Origin of the sequence: Cellulomonas fimi (assembly GCF_028583725.1) — a bacterium.
In the GTDB taxonomy this organism is placed as follows: Bacteria; Actinomycetota; Actinomycetes; order Actinomycetales; family Cellulomonadaceae; genus Cellulomonas; species Cellulomonas fimi_B.
The window spans coordinates 3,654,583-3,669,713 of record NZ_CP110680.1 but is presented as its reverse complement, the minus strand read 5'-3'; the positions used below and the strand labels follow the sequence as shown (position 1 = coordinate 3,669,713).

Below are 15,131 nucleotides of genomic sequence, written 5' to 3'. Positions count from 1 at the left end.
ATCAACTTCTACGCGAGCGGCGCCGTGGTTGTCGGAGGAACAAAGACCACGCTTCGGCAGGAGCTCGAAGCGTGGAAGACAAGTGGGCTGACTCCTGTCCCAGCGGCGCCGGGCGTCACTGGAAGCGCCGTAGGTACGACGCCCGGCCCAAGTAAATTGGTGTTCGTCGTCTATGGCCATGATCAGGCTGCGAGGGACGCCGTCGAACTGATGTTGCTCAAGTTTGGCCTTGACGTCGTCCTTCTCGCCAACCTCCCTGCGACCGGTCACACCATTATCGAGAAGCTCGAGCATCACTTGAGTGACAGCGGGAATGTTGGGTTCGCGTGCGTCCTCTTGACTCCCGACGACATTGGCCATCGTAAGGATTCGCCAGCCGATGCGCGGCCGCGCGCGCGACAGAATGTCATCCTCGAACTCGGAATGGTCCTCGCTCGACTTGGCCGAGCGCGCGTAGCGATCCTCACTCAGCATGACATCGAGCGTCCGAGTGACATTGACGGTCTGTTGTATCTCCCCTACAAGTCGTCGGTGAACGAGGTGAAGACAGCGCTATTTAAGGAACTTAAGGCAGCGGGGTATCAAGTCGATCCAGGTGCCCTATGACAGGGCGGCTGGTGATAACCTGCGACGGCTCGTCGTTGGGCAACCCCGGTCCAGGAGGCTGGGCGTGGGTCGTGTCGGCGGACTGTTGGGCCGCAGGGGGGCATAACGGGACGACGAACAATTTGATGGAATTGCGTGCCATCTACGAGGCGCTGCTCGTCACTCCTCCGTCTCGCCCATTACTGATTCAAACAGATAGTGCATATTCGATTTCCGTCTTTACCGAGTGGCTTGCGGGCTGGAAGCAACGTGGTTGGCGGACGTCGGGCAGAAAGCCGGTCGCGAATCAGCGGCCCATTCAAATGATCGAGCAATTGCTGGATGGTCGCGATGTGCGCTGGGCGCACGTTCGTGGCCATGCGGGGCACATCGAGAACGAACTCGCCGACCAACACGCAAGAGACGCGGCGACCGCCGTGAAAGAAGGTAGGCCAGTGAGTACCGGACCGGGCAACACGCGGTGCGTCTCGGGGGCGGTCTAGAGTGCCGGCGAGTTGTGGGCCGCTCGGCTGCGCTTCGCTCAGTCACGCGCCCTCCTGGGCCCTGCTTGCCGAGATCTGAGCAAATCTCCGCCTAGAGCGCCTTTCACTCGCCCGCCGAACTGGCGTCCCTAACGGTGTCCTCAACGCCCTTGGCTCTTTGGTCGTCGACGGCGTAGGCGGGCGGTCGAGGGTTTAGGAACCGGTGACGAGGTGCTCGTCCAGCGCGTCGCTGCGGAGGGCTTCCATCAGGGCGCCGAAGGGTCTGGCGTCGGGGGCCAGCGCGGCGGAGTCGCCGGTGGGGACGACCGTCGTCGGGACCGGCAGGACCCGGACCTCCTCGGGGCCGAGGTGGCGGACGCTCGTGAGCAGGCCGACCAGCTCGGAGCGGTCGAAGCTCTCGTCGACGGCGACGGCGACGGAGCCGGAGACGATGCCGAGAAGCCGCAGCCATGTGGCCGGGCTGCGTCGGACGTCGTCGTCTCCCAACCGGTCGAGGATCGCGCGGAGCCACACCGCCGAACGCTCCGCACGCGACGTGTCGTCGAGGCCGTCCCCGCGGACCCAGACGAGGGCCTCCTCGCCCGTGAGTCGGTGACGGCCGGCGGGGAACGTCTGACCGCCGTCGACCACCAGCCTGCTGTCTAGCTCGATCTCCACGCCGCCGAGCCCGTCGGTCAGCCGGGCGAACGTCTCGGAGTCGGTCAGCGCGACGTGGTCGAGGCGGACGTTCGTCAGCCGCTCGACCGTCTGCACCGCGCCCGTCGGGCCGCCCTGGGCGAAGGCGGAGCGCCGCGTCCCCGGGCCCGACCCGGGCACGTCCACGGAGAGGTCGGGGGGCATCGCGATGACGTTCACGCTGGACCGGTCGGCCGAGACGTGCGCGAGCATGACGATGTCGGTCTGGGCGGCCGCGGCGACCCAGTCCTGGCCGCCCTCGGTGCGGACGTCGTTCGTCGAGCCGAGGATGAGGATGGTCACCGGGACGGGGCCGCCGGCCTCGGCCGGCGGGAGAGGGGCGGGTCGGTCCGTGAGTGCGACGGGGTCGGGGAAGCGCTCGAGCCGGTTGTCGAGCGTGCCGGCGACGACGAGTGCCCCGCCCATGGCGACGAGCAGCAGCAGGACCAACGATCCGAGGACCGCGAGCGCGATGTTCCGGCCGCGGTGGCTGGGCGGAGTTCGAGGGAGCTCGGGCGGGGGCGGGCTCGGCTCGTCGGGAGGTGTGAGCACCGTCCACGCGATGCCGTCCACGGCGGCCCGGACCTTGGCGAACGACTTCTCGTAGCCGCGTCGACCGGTCTCGCCCGGGTCGGGGACGTCGTCGTCCTCGGCCACCGGCGGGGCGGTGCCGACGCGGTGGACCGGTGCGAGCTGGGCCAGCGCGGATAGGCGCGCCGCGACATCGCCCTCCGGCAGGGCCGACGGGCCCAACGACGTGGCGACCCGGGCGAGCTCGCACAGCGTGAAGGTCCGCCGGACCGCCGCGGGGACCTTGCGGACGACCGCCGACCGCTCGTGCCGGGTGGCGGTGAGGACGAGGTCGGCCTCCGCCACCATGGTCGCGTCGACCTCCCGGGCGTGGTGGCCATCGACGGCGAGGCCCTCGCGCGCGAGGAGCTCGTTGAGGTGCTCGGGGACCGGGTCGTCCGGAGCGACGTCGATCCCGGCGCTCGTCACCGTCACGGCGCTGTCGTCGCCGAACCGGGCGCGCAGGAGTCGTTCGGCCGCGAGCGAGGGACCCACGTTCGTGGCGCCGACCAGCAGCACGTCGAAGTGGTTCGCCACTGCCGTCGCCGGGACGGCACCGGACGGGCCCATCGAGCCAGTGTGTGGGGACACCCCGGACGCCCGCTATAGAGGTCTTCGAGGCAATTGTCCGTCGCGAAGAAGCCACCGTCCCGGCCGCGCGCCACCGCTGCATCTCGCGAATCTGCCCCTTTCCTGGTGCCACTGGTCAGGGGCGCGAGCGCACGGTGATGGCGTCGCATCAGGTCGGCGAGACGTCGAGGGTGCTGCTGGTGATCCGGACGCGACTACGGGTGCCGTGCCGTCGAGGATCCCGCCTCGAACCGCTTCCACCGGCCGTCGGAGACGACGTCGGCCGAGCCGCCGACGACGGCGATCGCTGTCTGCTCGTCGAGGACGAACGACGGGACGTCGAGGTCGGCCGCCCAGCGCTCGGCATCGGCCATGGTGTTGGTGGGGAACGCGTCGAGGTGGGGGAAGATCGCGAAGTCGACGAGGCCGAGGGTGCGGTCGTCGGGGGCGCCGGGCCACTCGACGAACAGGTCGCCGATGCGGGGCGTCATGACCATGCTGCCGGCGCTGACGCCGACCCAGACGGTGTCGGGCAGCGACGGGAACAGGTCGTCGAGGCCGGACTCGCGGATCCAGTGGGCGAGGTAGGTCGCGTCGCCGCCGTCGACGAGGAGGGCGTCCGCCTCGCGGACCCAGGGGATCCAGCGGTCAGCTCCGATGGTCGGCAGGGCGGTGAGCTCGAGGACGCCGAGGGACGCCCAGCCCAGGCCGGTGAGGTGCTCGGCACCCGCCCCCGCGGCCACCGTCCGATGCACCGACGACGGGCCGCACATCGGGTGCCCCCACTGCGCGGTCGGGATGACCAGCGCGTGGCTCTCCTCGATCGGCTTGCCGAGCATCTCGACGAGCGCGGCCCGGATCGACGGGTTGGTCACCCCGCCCGACGTGAGGAGCAGCTTCACCAGGGGCCTCCGGGTCGCGGGACGAGAACGGGCGCGGTCGACAGGGAGACTGTCGACCGCGCCCGGACTCAGCGGCAACCGGTGGGGTCAGGCCAGCGAGAGGAAGAGCTTCTCGAGCTTGGCGACGTCCAGGGTTCCCTCGGAGCCGTCGGCGCCGGGGGTCATGCACTGCTTCATGCCGGAGGCGATGATCGCGAACCCGGCGCGGTCGAGTGCGCGGGACACGGCGGAGAGCTGCGTGACGACGTCCTCGCACTCGCGGCCCTCGTCGAGCATGCGGATGACGCCGGCGAGCTGGCCCTGCGCGCGCTTGAGGCGGTTGGTGACGCTGGTCATCTCGTCAGGGTCGAGCTGCATGGCGGTTCTCCTCGTCGGACGCGTGTGGCGACGATACCCCCGCGGGTACCGGGTGAAGCGAGGTCAGCGGGGGCAGGTGCAGCGGTCGGCGGGCGGAACGGAGCCCATCACGTCCTGGGCGTGCATGCCGCAGCCGTCCCAGGTGGTCTTGCCGCAGGTGGGGCAGGTGACCGGGTAGCACATGGGGGTTCTCCTCGGGGAAGGGCGGAGCAGGGGTCAGGCGGACAGGGACGGGTGGACGGCCTGCAGCGTCTGCCAGCCGCCGGAGAGGTTGCGGGCGTCGAGGCCGACGCCGCGCAGGATGCGGGTCGCGAGGTAGGAGCGGACGCCGCTCGCGCAGTGCACGCTGATCGGGCGGCCGTCGGCGGCGGTACGGACCTCGTCGAGGCGGTCGCGCAGCTCGGTGTGCGGGACGTGCAGCGAGCCGGGCAGGTGGGCGGCGGCGCGCTCCTTCGCGGAGCGGACGTCGAGGATCAGGGTCGACTCCATCGCATCAGACAGGTCGGTGGCCTGCCACTGCGGCATCGTGCCGTCGAGCGCGTTCTGCGCGACGAAGCCGAGCATGTTGACCGGGTCCTTCGCCGAGCCGTACGGCGGCGCGTAGGCGAGCTCGAGCTCGGCCAGGTCGTCGGCGGTCATGCCCGCGCGCAGCGCCGTCGCGAGGACGTCGATGCGCTTGTCGACACCCTCGCGGCCGACGGCCTGGGCGCCGAGGAGGCGACCGTCGGGCGCGAACGACGCGACCAGGTGCACGGCCGACGCGCCCGGGTAGTAGCCCGCGTGGTGGTTCGGGTGCAGGTGGACGACCTCGTGCTCGATGCCCGCGCGCACGAGCGTGGCCTGGCTGGCTCCCGTGACGGCCGCGGTCAGGCCGAAGACGCGGACGATCGCGGTGCCGAGGACGGCGGCCTGCGGGGTCGTGCGGTGGCCGAGCATCGACTCGGCGGCGCGCCGGCCCTGGCGGTTGGCAGGTCCGGCGAGCGGCACCGGGCCGGCGTCGCCGGTGACGGCCTGACGGACCTCGATCGCGTCGCCGACGGCCCAGATGTGCGGGTCCGACGTGCGGTGGTCGGCGTCGACGCGGATCGCGCCGCGCGCCCCGAGGTCGAGGCCGGCGTCGCGGGCCAGGTCGCTCGCGGGGCGGACGCCGACGTTGACCACGACGAGGTCGGCGTCGAGCGCGGTGCCGTCGGAGAGGGTCACGGTCACCTGCCCGGCGGGGGCATCGGCAGGACCAGACGCGCTCGACGCGCTCGTCGCGCGGTCGGTCCCGGCCGCGCCAGACGGAACGGAGGTGGCGGTCGGGAGGGCATCCACGACGGAGGTGGCGGCCGGGAAGGCATCCGCGACGGAGGTGGCGGCCGGGCTGGCATCCACGACGGAGGTCGCCGACACGCCGAGGTGCAGCGCGACGCCGTGGGCCAGGAGCTCGTCGGCGAGCAGGGGAGCGAGCTCGGCGTCGAGGGGCGGCAGGACGTGGTCCGCGAGCTCGACGAGGTCGACCTCGAAGCCGCGCGCGACCAGCGCCTCGACGGCCTCCAGGCCGATAAAGCCGGCGCCGACGACGACGGCCCGCGGGGGACACGTGCCCGTGGCGCGGGCGAGCGCCTGGTCGACGCGGTCGCGCAGGGCGTCGACGTCGGGGACGGTCCGCAGCGCGTGGACCGCGGGGTGGTCGAGGCCGTCGATCGGCGGGCGGACCGCGACCGCGCCGGGGGCGAGCAGCAGCGCGTCGTAGGGAAGCGCGTACGCACCGTCGGCAGTCGCGACGGTCACCGTGCGCGCGGCGCGGTCGATCGCGGCGGCGCGGTGGCCGGTGCGGACGTCCAGGTTGAGGGCGGCGCGCAGGCTCACTGGCGTGTGGAGCAGCAGGTCGTCGCGGTCCGCGATCTCGCCGGACAGGTGGTACGGCAGGCCGCAGTTGGCGAACGACACGTACGGCGACTGCTCGAGGACGACGATCTCGGCCGACTCGGACAGCCGTCGGGCCCGGGCGGCGGCGCTCATGCCGCCCGCGACGCCACCGACGATCACGAGGCGGCGCGGGGCGTCGCTCGGGTGCGCGGGGAGCGGGGTCTCGGTGCTGGGCACGGCTCGAACGATACCCCCGGGGGTATCCGATCATCAAGCCGCGGCGTCCGTGAAGCCCGCTACATGGAGCCGACGTGGGCAGGAGCGGAACCGCCGAGCCGGCCCGCAGCCCGCAGCCCGCAGTGCGCAGCCCGCACCCCGGACGCCGTGGCGCAGGGGGGGCGCCGTCGTCGAGCCGCGGGGCCTCAGTCGGAAAAGACGTCCCAGCAGATCGCGTTCCGCCGACGCTGGTCGTCGAGCACGAGGTCCCGCAGGTCGTCGGGGATCAGGTCGCGCTGCCACCGCAGCTCGGCGACGCGGGCGGTCTCGCGCTCGGCCTCGGGGACATCCGCCGTGACCGCGCGTATCGCGTAGGCCGCGGCCCCCAGGTCGTGCGCGGCGACGTGCGCCACCGCGACCGCCTGACCCGCCGAGAGGGCGGCGAACCGCGCCGGGTCCGGCAGCCCGCGACCGGCGGCGTTGGCCCGGAAGGCCGCGTCGTGCGCCTGACGCATCGTCGCCTCGCCGCGGGTCCAGGCGTGTCCGATGCGCAGCGCCTCCGCCGGGCGGCCGTCATCGCTCTCGCGCTCGAACAGCGGCAGCACGTGCTCCGCGCACGCGAGCGCCCAGCGCGCGAGCAGGACGTGGTGCTCGTCGGTCAGCGTGCCGCCGCGGCGGATCGTGATGAGCCGGGGGTCGCGTTCACGCGGGAGGATCGGCACGCGTTCATCCTGGCGCAGAGGGCTGACGTGCGCGTCCAGGCCCCCGTCCAGGGCTGGCGCGTCAGTCGTCCTCGCGCTGGATGAGCTCGAAGAACGGGGGTGTGTGGCCGCCGGGCGTGGCCGGGAGCGGGTACTGGAAGGCGAGGTTCGACGCGTCGAGGGCCGCGAAGAACTCCTCCCACGTCGCGCGCTCGGCGCCGTGACCGCTCGGGCCCTCCGGGAAGATGACCGCGGGCATGCGGGGGTCCTTCGGGTAGACGGCGCGGATCAGCGCGGGGACCGCCTGGTGGCCTTCGACGAACCGCCGGATCTCGTCGGGGTCGGTCGTGGTCCTGGTCAGCTCGCTCATCGTGCGCTCCCGTCGTCGGCGACGCTCCCATGCTCCCGCCGGGGGAGCGTCGACGCAGCCGGGAGCCCTCCGCGGCGCGTGCTCCGCGGTAGGGGCCTCAGCGGCGGGCGGCCGTCCCGCCGACGGGTGCGGCGCTCGCGGTCTCCAGCCAGGACGCCGGGTCGGGGGCGCCGCACAGGGCGGAGCCGCTGACGACCCAGGTGGCGTCGTGCGCGGCGCAGTCGTGCGCGTGGTCGAGCGTGACGCCGCCGTCGACGCCGAGCGCGCGGCGACCCGCGCCACGGCCGACCGCCGCGACGCCACCGCCGGCGTCAGCATCGCGGCCACCTGCGAGCGCGTCGAGACGGGACAGCGTCGACGGCAGGAACGTCGAGCCCGCCTGGCCGGGGGTGATGGACATGACGAGGACCGCGACGTCGGGTGGGAGGTCGTCGAGGGCGGAGAGCGGCGTCGACGGGGAGATCGCGACACCCGCACGCCGCCCGGCAGATCGGATCCGGGACACCGCGCGCGCCCAGCCTGCGGCCTCGACGTGCACGATCACGGTGTCGCAGACGGCGGTCCACGCGTCGATCTCGGCGAGCGGGTCGGACACCATGAGGTGCGCCTCGCCGGGCAGCCCGGTCAGGTGGGACAGCCGGCACGCGGTGTCGGGATCGAAGCCGCCGGGCGCGGCGAACACGCCGTCGGAGACGTCCCAGTGCCACCGTGTGAGCCCGGCGGCGGCGAGGCGCACGGCCTCGTCGGCGAGGAGCGCGGGCGGGGTGGACCAGAGCGAGGCGGCGACGACGAGCGTCACGAGTCCGCCCCGGCGTCGCCCGGCGCGGGCGACACGCGCGGCAGTGCGAGCAGCGCCTCGGCGAGCGCGCGGTCGGTGACGAGCTCGGTGCACAGCCCGGCGCGGACGATCGCGGCGACGGCCTGCGCCTTCTGCGCCCCGCCGGCCGCGGCGACGATGCGCGGGATGGCGCGCATCTGCGCGAACTCGATGGTCACGCAGCGGTCCTGGAAGTGCGGCGCGACGAGCTCGCCGGAGTCGGAGACGAGCAGCGACGCGACCTCGGCGCGCACGCCCGACTCCAGCAGGGCAGACCGCTCGGCGTCGCTGATGGTGCGCAGGAGCTGCGAGTCCGGCGGCTCCCACGACCCGACGGAGACGACGGCGGTGGTCACGGAGTCGAACATGCGCAGGGCGGCGGCGACGTCGGGCTGGCGGCGCAGGGCGTCGGCGGTGCGGGCGTCGTCGACGACGAGCGGCGCGAAGATCGGGCGGGCGGTGCCGCCGGAGCGCAGGGCGACGCGGCGGACGATCTCGACGGGCGACTCGTCGAGGTCGGTGCCGATCGCGCCGGTGAGCTGGACGACGTCGACGCGGGGGAGCGGCGGCAGCGCGGCGCTCATGGCGGTGAGGGTGCGGCCCCACGCGAGACCGAGCACCTCGCCCTCGCGCAGCGTCGCGCCGAGGACCTGCGCGGCGGCCTCGCCGACCTGGTGGCGGACGGCGTCGGCGTCGCCGCTGGTCTCGACGACCGTCACGGCGGAGAGCCCGAGGTGCTCGCGCAGCGCAGCCCCCAGCGCCGGGTCCTGGAGCCCGTCGGCGTGGATGGTGATCGTGACGACGCCGGTCGCCTTCGCGTGCTCGAGCAGGCGCGCGACCTTGAACCGGGACACGCCCAGCTCCTCCGCGATCTGCACCTTCGACACGTCGTCGACGTAGTAGCGCCGGGCCGCCAGGACCATCAGCCCGCGGTCGTCGGCGCCGTTGCCGCGCCCCTCTGCTTCGCTCATGTGAGCACCATAGCGCGCTCGAACGTTGCCCAATCGTGATCTGGCCAAGTTGATCCGAGCGAGATCCGCGACGTAGTGTCGAAGGCAGATGAGCAACGCGTGGTGCTCATATGAGCAAGAACACAGGCTGCGAGGAGGCAGACATGGTGAAGCGCCGCCGGATCCCGGAGGAGCTCGGCATCGGCGTGGTGATCGTGCTCGTCGCGGTGATCTTCAGCCTGATGTCCCCGACGTTCCGCACGTTCGACAACGCCAACCTGCTGCTGCTCAACGGCACGGTCATCGCGTTCCTCGCGATGGGCCAGGCGTTCGTGCTGCTCACCGGCGGCATCGACCTGTCGACGGGCTCCAACGTCGCCCTGACCGGGATGATCGCCGCCCTCGCGATGCGCAGCGGACTCCCGTGGTGGGCCGCCGCCCTCGCGGCGCTCGCGGTCGGCGCGCTCGTCGGTGTCATCAACGGCGCGCTCATCCACTACCTGAAGCTGCCGCCGTTCATCGTGACGTTCGCGGCGTTCGGCGTCGCCGCGTCGATCCCGCTCATCCTCACCGGCGCGAGCTCCGTCAACGTCGCCGACCCGATGTTCGCGATCATCGGCCGCGGGTCGCTGTTCGGGATCCCCATGCCGGTCGTGCTCGTCGCGGTGTTCGCGATCGTCTTCACGGTCCTGCTGCGGCTCACCCCGACCGGCGTCCACATCTACGCGGTCGGCGGCAACGCCGAGACCTCGCGCCTGTCGGGCATCCCGATCGGCCGCGTCACGATGCTCGTCTACGCGGTCTCCGGGCTCTGCGCGGGCATGGGCGGCCTCATCGTCACGTCGCGCCTCATGGTCGGCTACCCGTCGGCCGGCTCGGGCAACGAGCTCTTCTACTCGATCGCCGCGGCGGTCGTCGGCGGTGTCAGCCTGTTCGGCGGGATCGGTTCCCTGCCCGGTGCGCTGCTCGGCGCCGTCCTCATCGCGACCGTGTCCAACGGCATGAACGTCGTCGGCGTCCAGTCGTACTGGCAGCCGCTCGTCATCGGCCTGATCATCCTCGGCGGCGTCATCCTCGACACCTACCGCCGCCAGTCGTCGCTCAGCGACCTGTTCCGCCGCCGCCTGCGCGGCGGACCCCCGAGCGGCACCGACGCAGCGGTCACCCCCGCGTCCCCCGCGACCCCCGTCACCGCGGGCACCCCCGACCACCGGTGAACCCGGCACGACCCCGACCCACCCCCAGGAGAGACAGAGCGATGAAGCTTCGCATCCCCGCCCTCGCGGCCGGCCTGGCCGCCACCACCCTCGTGCTCGGCGCGTGCGGTGCCGTCGACACGGGCACGGGCTCGTCGAACGGCGGCTCGTCCGGCGCGGCCACCGCCGCCTCCGGCGAGATCCCCCGCCCGGACTCGTGCGACGACGAGACCCCGTTCATCGCGGTCGCGCTGCCGAACCTCACCAACCCCTACTACGTCGCCATGAAGGCCGGCTTCGAGGAGGCGGCCGAGGCGAACGGGTTCACGGTCGAGGTGCAGATCGCCGACGACGACGACGCCAACCAGCTCGCGCAGGCGCAGTCGATGCTGCAGAAGAAGCCGTGCGCGCTCGCCCTCAACGCGGTCAAGTCCGAGCCGGGCGCCGCGATCGTCAAGGCCGCGAACGACGCGGGCGTGCCGGTGTTCACCGTCAACGTGGGCATCGACCCCGAGGCGCTCGAGTCGCAGGGCGCGAGCATCGTGCAGTACCTCGGCGCCGACAACACCGCGGGCGGCCGCCAGACCGCCGAGCAGGTCCTCGCCGACCTGGGCGCCGACGCCGAGATCAAGGTCGGCTTCGTGACCGAGCCCGACGAGACCCCGACGCAGATGCGCGACGCCGGCTTCGAGGAGGCCCTGTCCGCGAACCCGAACGCGTCCGTCGTGGCGAAGGTCGACGGCAACGTCAAGCCCGACGACAGCCTGCGCGCGACCACCGAGATGCTCTCCGGCAACCCGGACATCAACGTGATCTTCGCGTCGACGGGCCCGGCCGCCTACGGCGCGCTCCAGGCCCTCGGCGCCAACAGCGCGGTCAAGGTCTACGGGTTCTGCGCCTCCGAGCAGACGCTGACCGAGCAGTACCCCGCGTGCGTCGCCCAGGAGCCGAACGCCTACGGCCAGCAGGTCGTCGAGCAGATCCGAGCGTGGGTCGACGGCGCGACGCCCGAGGCGGAGATCCTGCAGTCGCTCAAGCTCTTCACCGTCGGCCAGACGCCGGGTCCGGGCGAGGTCGGCTGACATGACCACGACGTCGACCGGGACGCCGGCAGGGCTGAGCGTCCGAGGGATCATCAAGCGGTACTCGGGTGTGTCGGTGCTGCACGGCGTCTCGGTCGACGTGCGGCCGGGGGACGTCGTCGGGCTCGTCGGCCACAACGGCGCGGGCAAGTCGACGCTCCTGCGGACCATCGCCGGGGCGACCACCCCGGACGGCGGCCAGATCGTCGTCGACGGCCGCGCCGAGACGATCGACTCGCCCGCCGCCGCGATCGCCGCGGGCATCGCGACCGTGTACCAGGAGCTCTCGCTCCTGCCGAACCTCACCGTCGCGCAGAACGTCTACCTCGGCGACGAGCACTCGCGGGGCGGGCTGCTCCGCCGCGACGAGATGCGCACCGGGGCGCGGAAGCTCGTCGAGTCCTTCGGGCTCGACGTGGACGTCGACCGCAAGCTCGGCGACTACCCCGTCGCGACCCGGCAGATGCTCGAGATCGCGGTCGCCACGCACCGCGACGCGAAGTACCTGCTGCTCGACGAGCCGACGACGAGCCTCGAGGGCGGGCAGGTCGAGCGCCTGCTCGACATGGTCCGGTCCCTCGCGGCCGACCGCGGGCTCGGCATCGTGTTCGTCGACCACAAGCTCGACGAGCTCTACGCGGTCTGCAACCGGGTCGTCGCGCTCGTCGACGGGCGCGTCCGGATCGACGCCCGCGTCGACGAGGTCAGCCGGCACGACGTCGTCGCGGCGATCGCGGGCGACGAGGCAGCCCAGATGGACGACCGGCTGCGCGCCGGTGAGGCCCCGGCGCAGGCCGTCCGCACGCCCGAGCCCGAGCACGCCGAGGCGGCACCCGTCGCCGACGTCCGCCGCTGGCTCCCCGACGCGACGCGCGGGCCCCGCCTGGAGGTGCGAGACCTGCACGCGCCGGGCGTGCACGGCGTCAGCCTGACCGCCGAGCCCGGCCGCGTCCTGGGCCTGTACGGCCTCGTCGGCGCGGGCCGCACCGAGGTCATGCGCGCGCTCGTCGGCCTCGCGCCCGTCACGGCCGGGACGGTCCTGCTCGACGGCCGTCCGTACCGCCCCGGCACACCGGCGAGGGCCCAGCGCGAGGGCGTCGTGTACGTCACCGAGGAGCGCAAGAGCGACGGCATCGTGCCCAAGCTCGACTCCCCGATGAACGTCGCGCTGCCCGTGCTGCGCCGGTACCGCCGGGCGGGTCTCCTCGACAAGCGCCGCATGCTGCGCGACGCCGACGACCTGCTCGGGCAGCTGCGCGTGCGCGGCGACGTGCACGGGCCCGTCGTCAGCCTGTCGGGCGGGAACCAGCAGAAGGTGCTGCTCGCGCGGGCCATCGCGCAGCGACCGCGGGTCCTGTTGCTCGACGAGCCGACCAAGGGCGTCGACCTCGGCGTCAAGGCCGAGATCCACCGCATCGTCCGCTCGCTCGCGCACGACGCCGGGCTCACCGTGCTGCTCGTCTCCTCCGAGGAGGAGGAGATCTGCGAGGTCGCCGACGACATCGTCGTCGTCTCGCACGGCCGCAGCACCGGTGAGCAGCTGTCCGCCGAGCACCGCACCCCGCAGGCGCTGCGCCTCGCGGCGTGGGCCGCCGCCTGATCCCGGCCTCCTCATGACGCACCACGGACCACCGACGGAAGAGAGCACCCCCATGACGACGAGCGCTGCGGCGACCCTCCAGACCGCACGGGACATCGTGCGGCGCGAGGGCCAGGGGGTCGCGGACGTCGCCGACCAGCTCGACGAGTCGTTCGTCGCGGCCGTGGAGCTCGTGGGCCGCGTGACCGGCAAGGTGTTCGTCACCGGCTCGGGCACGTCGGGCGCGGTCGCGCGCCGCATGGCGCACCTGCTGTCGGTGTGCGGCACCCCGGCGGTCTTCCTGCCGGGCATGGACGCGTTGCACGGCACGATGGGTGCCGTGGTGTCCGGTGACCTGCTCATCACAATCTCGCGCGGCGGCGAGTCGGACGAGCTCAACGACCTGTCCCGCCGCGTGCAGCAGCGGGGCGTCCCGGTGATCGCCCTGACCGCGTCGCCGACCTCGACGCTCGGCACCCTCGCCGACCTCACCGCTGTCGTTGACGCCGGGCCCGAGGTCGACCCGGGCGGCGTCATCGCGATGGGCTCGACGCTCGCGACCGCCGCGTGGGGCGACGCGCTCGCCGCGGTGCTCATGCAGATCCGCGGGTACGGCTGGGAGCAGGTGCTGTTCACGCACCCCGCGGGTGCCGTCGGGCGGATCGAGCAGCTGCCCGACGCGCTCCCGTCGCTCGCGTCCGACGGCGCCGAGCGCCGCCCGGAGGCCTGATGGGCGTCGTCGCGGGCGTCGACTCCTCGACGCAGTCCTGCACGGTCGAGCTGCGCGACGCGGGCTCCGGCCGGCTGCTCGGGTCGGGCCGCAGCGCGCACCCGCCGACGTCGCCGCCGGTGAGCGAGCAGGACCCGGCCGACTGGTGGGCGGCGTTCGGGCTCGCGCTCGGCGGTGCTCTGTCGGACGCCGGGCTGAGCGCGGGCGACGTCGACGCCGTGAGCGTCGCCGCGCAGTGCCACGGCCTCGTCCTGCTCGACGCGCAGGACCGCGTGCTGCGGCCCGCGAAGCTGTGGAACGACACGACGTCGAGCCCGCAGGCGGACGCGCTGGTCCGCGACCTCGGCACGGCTGGGTGGGCGGACGCCGTCGGCTCCGTGCCGACCGCCGCCTTTACCATCACCAAGCTCGCGTGGGTCGCGCAGCACGAGCCGCACCTCCTCGACGAGACCGCCCGCGTCCTGCTGCCGCACGACTACCTCACCTACCGGCTGACGGGCCGCGCGGTGACCGATCGCTCGGAGGCTTCGGGCACCGGCTACTACGCCGCGCACGACGGCCGGTACCTGGTCGACAACCTCGACCGTTGGGTCCGCGACGACCTCCCGTGGTCCACGCTGCTGCCCACGGTCCTCGGCCCGTCGGAGGCGGCGGGCACCGCGTCGACCGCCGACGCCCGCGCGCTCGGCCTCCGTGTCGACGTCGTCGTCGGTGCGGGCGCGGGCGACCAGCACGCGGGCGCGCTCGGCATCGGCCTCGCGCCCGGCCAGGTGCTCTACAGCCTCGGGACGTCGGGCGTCGTCATGACGACCTCGCCCACGCCCGTGCACGACGCGACCGCGTGGGTCGACGGCGTCGCCGACGCCGCGGGTGGCTGGCTGCCGCTCGTCTGCACGCTCAACTGCGCCAAGGTCACCGACACCGTCGCGCGACTGCTCGGCGTCGACCACCCCGAGCTCACGCGCCTCGCCCTCGCCGCACCGCGTCGCGCCGACCGCATGGTCATGGCCGCGTACCTCGACGGCGAGCGGAGCCCCGACCGCCCCGACGCGCGCGGCGTGCTCGCCGGGCTGCGCTCCGACACGACCCGCGAGGAGCTCGCGCTCGCCGCCTACGAGGGCGTCGTGCTCGGGCTCGTGCGCGGCCACGACGCGATCCGCGCCGCGGGTGCGACCGCCGACGGCGAGGTCGTCGTCACCGGTGGGGGAGCCCGGTCGCTCGCGTACCGGCAGGTGCTCGCCGACGCGCTCGGCCGACCCGTGCACACGCGGGACGTCGACGAGGCCACCGCGCGTGGCGCCACCGTGCAGGCCGCGGCCGTCCTCGCCGGCGCCGATGTGCGCACCGTGCGCGACACCTGGACCCCTGCCACGACGGGTGTCGTCGAGTCGCAGCGCGCCGTCGACGACGACGTGTGGCGCCGCTACCGCGCGCTGGCCGACGCCCGCCAGCCCGACGAGACCCCGGAGTGACG

General features: G+C 73.2%; 15 protein-coding genes. 7 read left to right on the top strand and 8 right to left on the bottom strand.

Going from position 1 to position 15,131, the window contains the following annotated elements:
* Window positions 1–210 precede the first annotated feature (210 nt).
* Window positions 211–606: a TIR domain-containing protein gene (locus OOT42_RS20335; RefSeq protein ID WP_423776021.1), complete on the top strand. Its 396-nt coding sequence runs from the start codon at window positions 211–213 to the stop codon at window positions 604–606.
* Window positions 603–1,088, top strand: a complete 486-nt coding sequence (locus OOT42_RS20330; protein ID WP_423775919.1) for a ribonuclease H family protein — start codon at window positions 603–605, stop codon at window positions 1,086–1,088. Before OOT42_RS20335 ends, OOT42_RS20330 begins: the two co-directional genes overlap by 4 nt.
* A gap of 192 nt (window positions 1,089–1,280) precedes the next feature.
* Here OOT42_RS20330 and OOT42_RS16475 read toward each other — a convergent pair whose 3' ends face one another.
* From OOT42_RS16475 to OOT42_RS16440, 8 genes are all read right to left on the bottom strand, one after another.
* Window positions 1,281–2,903, bottom strand: coding sequence for an LCP family protein (locus tag OOT42_RS16475; protein WP_273652242.1), 1,623 nt, complete (start codon window positions 2,901–2,903; stop codon window positions 1,281–1,283).
* 215 nt (window positions 2,904–3,118) lie between these two features.
* Entirely contained in the window at window positions 3,119–3,805 is a 687-nt protein-coding gene (locus tag OOT42_RS16470) for a Type 1 glutamine amidotransferase-like domain-containing protein (protein ID WP_273652241.1), read from the bottom strand.
* Between the two features lie 87 nt (window positions 3,806–3,892).
* A complete protein-coding gene (locus OOT42_RS16465) occupies window positions 3,893–4,162 on the bottom strand; it encodes a metal-sensitive transcriptional regulator (RefSeq protein WP_273652240.1) in 270 nt (89 codons plus the stop codon).
* Window positions 4,163–4,378: 216 nt separating this feature from the next.
* Complete coding sequence (locus OOT42_RS16460) at window positions 4,379–6,169, bottom strand: FAD-dependent oxidoreductase (protein ID WP_423776020.1); 1,791 nt, start codon at window positions 6,167–6,169, stop codon at window positions 4,379–4,381.
* A 269-nt stretch (window positions 6,170–6,438) separates the two neighbouring features.
* Entirely contained in the window at window positions 6,439–6,954 is a 516-nt protein-coding gene (locus OOT42_RS16455) for a putative immunity protein (RefSeq protein WP_273652238.1), read from the bottom strand.
* Window positions 6,955–7,015: 61 nt separating this feature from the next.
* The gene (locus OOT42_RS16450) at window positions 7,016–7,303 is read right to left on the bottom strand and encodes a hypothetical protein (protein WP_273652237.1); all 288 of its coding nucleotides are present in this window, start codon (window positions 7,301–7,303) and stop codon (window positions 7,016–7,018) included.
* A 97-nt stretch (window positions 7,304–7,400) separates the two neighbouring features.
* A complete protein-coding gene (locus OOT42_RS16445) occupies window positions 7,401–8,102 on the bottom strand; it encodes a ribulose-phosphate 3-epimerase (protein ID WP_273652236.1) in 702 nt (233 codons plus the stop codon).
* Window positions 8,099–9,091: a sugar-binding transcriptional regulator gene (locus OOT42_RS16440; RefSeq protein WP_273652235.1), complete on the bottom strand. Its 993-nt coding sequence runs from the start codon at window positions 9,089–9,091 to the stop codon at window positions 8,099–8,101. Before OOT42_RS16440 ends, OOT42_RS16445 begins: the two co-directional genes overlap by 4 nt.
* Before the next feature lie 110 nt (window positions 9,092–9,201).
* Between OOT42_RS16440 and OOT42_RS16435 the strand changes: the two genes are divergently transcribed.
* Genes OOT42_RS16435 through xylB form a run of 5 tightly spaced genes read left to right on the top strand, consistent with a single transcriptional unit; the run spans window position 9,202 to window position 15,129 of the window.
* A complete protein-coding gene (locus OOT42_RS16435; RefSeq protein WP_273652234.1) occupies window positions 9,202–10,287 on the top strand; it encodes an ABC transporter permease in 1,086 nt (361 codons plus the stop codon).
* Window positions 10,288–10,328: 41 nt separating this feature from the next.
* Complete coding sequence (locus OOT42_RS16430) at window positions 10,329–11,348, top strand: substrate-binding domain-containing protein (RefSeq protein ID WP_124342704.1); 1,020 nt, start codon at window positions 10,329–10,331, stop codon at window positions 11,346–11,348.
* A 1-nt stretch (window position 11,349) separates the two neighbouring features.
* Window positions 11,350–12,948, top strand: coding sequence for a sugar ABC transporter ATP-binding protein (locus OOT42_RS16425; RefSeq protein WP_273652233.1), 1,599 nt, complete (start codon window positions 11,350–11,352; stop codon window positions 12,946–12,948).
* Between the two features lie 52 nt (window positions 12,949–13,000).
* Window positions 13,001–13,657: a KpsF/GutQ family sugar-phosphate isomerase gene (locus OOT42_RS16420; RefSeq protein ID WP_273652232.1), complete on the top strand. Its 657-nt coding sequence runs from the start codon at window positions 13,001–13,003 to the stop codon at window positions 13,655–13,657.
* Entirely contained in the window at window positions 13,657–15,129 is a 1,473-nt protein-coding gene (gene xylB, locus OOT42_RS16415) for a xylulokinase (protein WP_273652231.1), read from the top strand. Before OOT42_RS16420 ends, xylB begins: the two co-directional genes overlap by 1 nt.
* Window positions 15,130–15,131: the final 2 nt, after the last annotated feature.

Coding starts and splice junctions, on each gene's coding strand:
- OOT42_RS16425 (WP_273652233.1), top strand. CDS start 11,350: ATGACCACGACGTCGACCGGGACGCCGGCAGGGCTGAGCGTCCGAGGG.
- OOT42_RS16420 (WP_273652232.1), top strand. CDS start 13,001: ATGACGACGAGCGCTGCGGCGACCCTCCAGACCGCACGGGACATCGTG.
- OOT42_RS16475 (WP_273652242.1), bottom strand. CDS start 2,903: ATGGGCCCGTCCGGTGCCGTCCCGGCGACGGCAGTGGCGAACCACTTC.
- OOT42_RS16460 (WP_423776020.1), bottom strand. CDS start 6,169: ATGAGCGCCGCCGCCCGGGCCCGACGGCTGTCCGAGTCGGCCGAGATC.
- OOT42_RS16440 (WP_273652235.1), bottom strand. CDS start 9,091: ATGAGCGAAGCAGAGGGGCGCGGCAACGGCGCCGACGACCGCGGGCTG.
- OOT42_RS20335 (WP_423776021.1), top strand. CDS start 211: ATGTTGCTCAAGTTTGGCCTTGACGTCGTCCTTCTCGCCAACCTCCCT.
- OOT42_RS20330 (WP_423775919.1), top strand. CDS start 603: ATGACAGGGCGGCTGGTGATAACCTGCGACGGCTCGTCGTTGGGCAAC.
- OOT42_RS16430 (WP_124342704.1), top strand. CDS start 10,329: ATGAAGCTTCGCATCCCCGCCCTCGCGGCCGGCCTGGCCGCCACCACC.
- OOT42_RS16465 (WP_273652240.1), bottom strand. CDS start 4,162: ATGCAGCTCGACCCTGACGAGATGACCAGCGTCACCAACCGCCTCAAG.
- OOT42_RS16435 (WP_273652234.1), top strand. CDS start 9,202: ATGAGCAAGAACACAGGCTGCGAGGAGGCAGACATGGTGAAGCGCCGC.
- xylB (WP_273652231.1), top strand. CDS start 13,657: ATGGGCGTCGTCGCGGGCGTCGACTCCTCGACGCAGTCCTGCACGGTC.
- OOT42_RS16450 (WP_273652237.1), bottom strand. CDS start 7,303: ATGAGCGAGCTGACCAGGACCACGACCGACCCCGACGAGATCCGGCGG.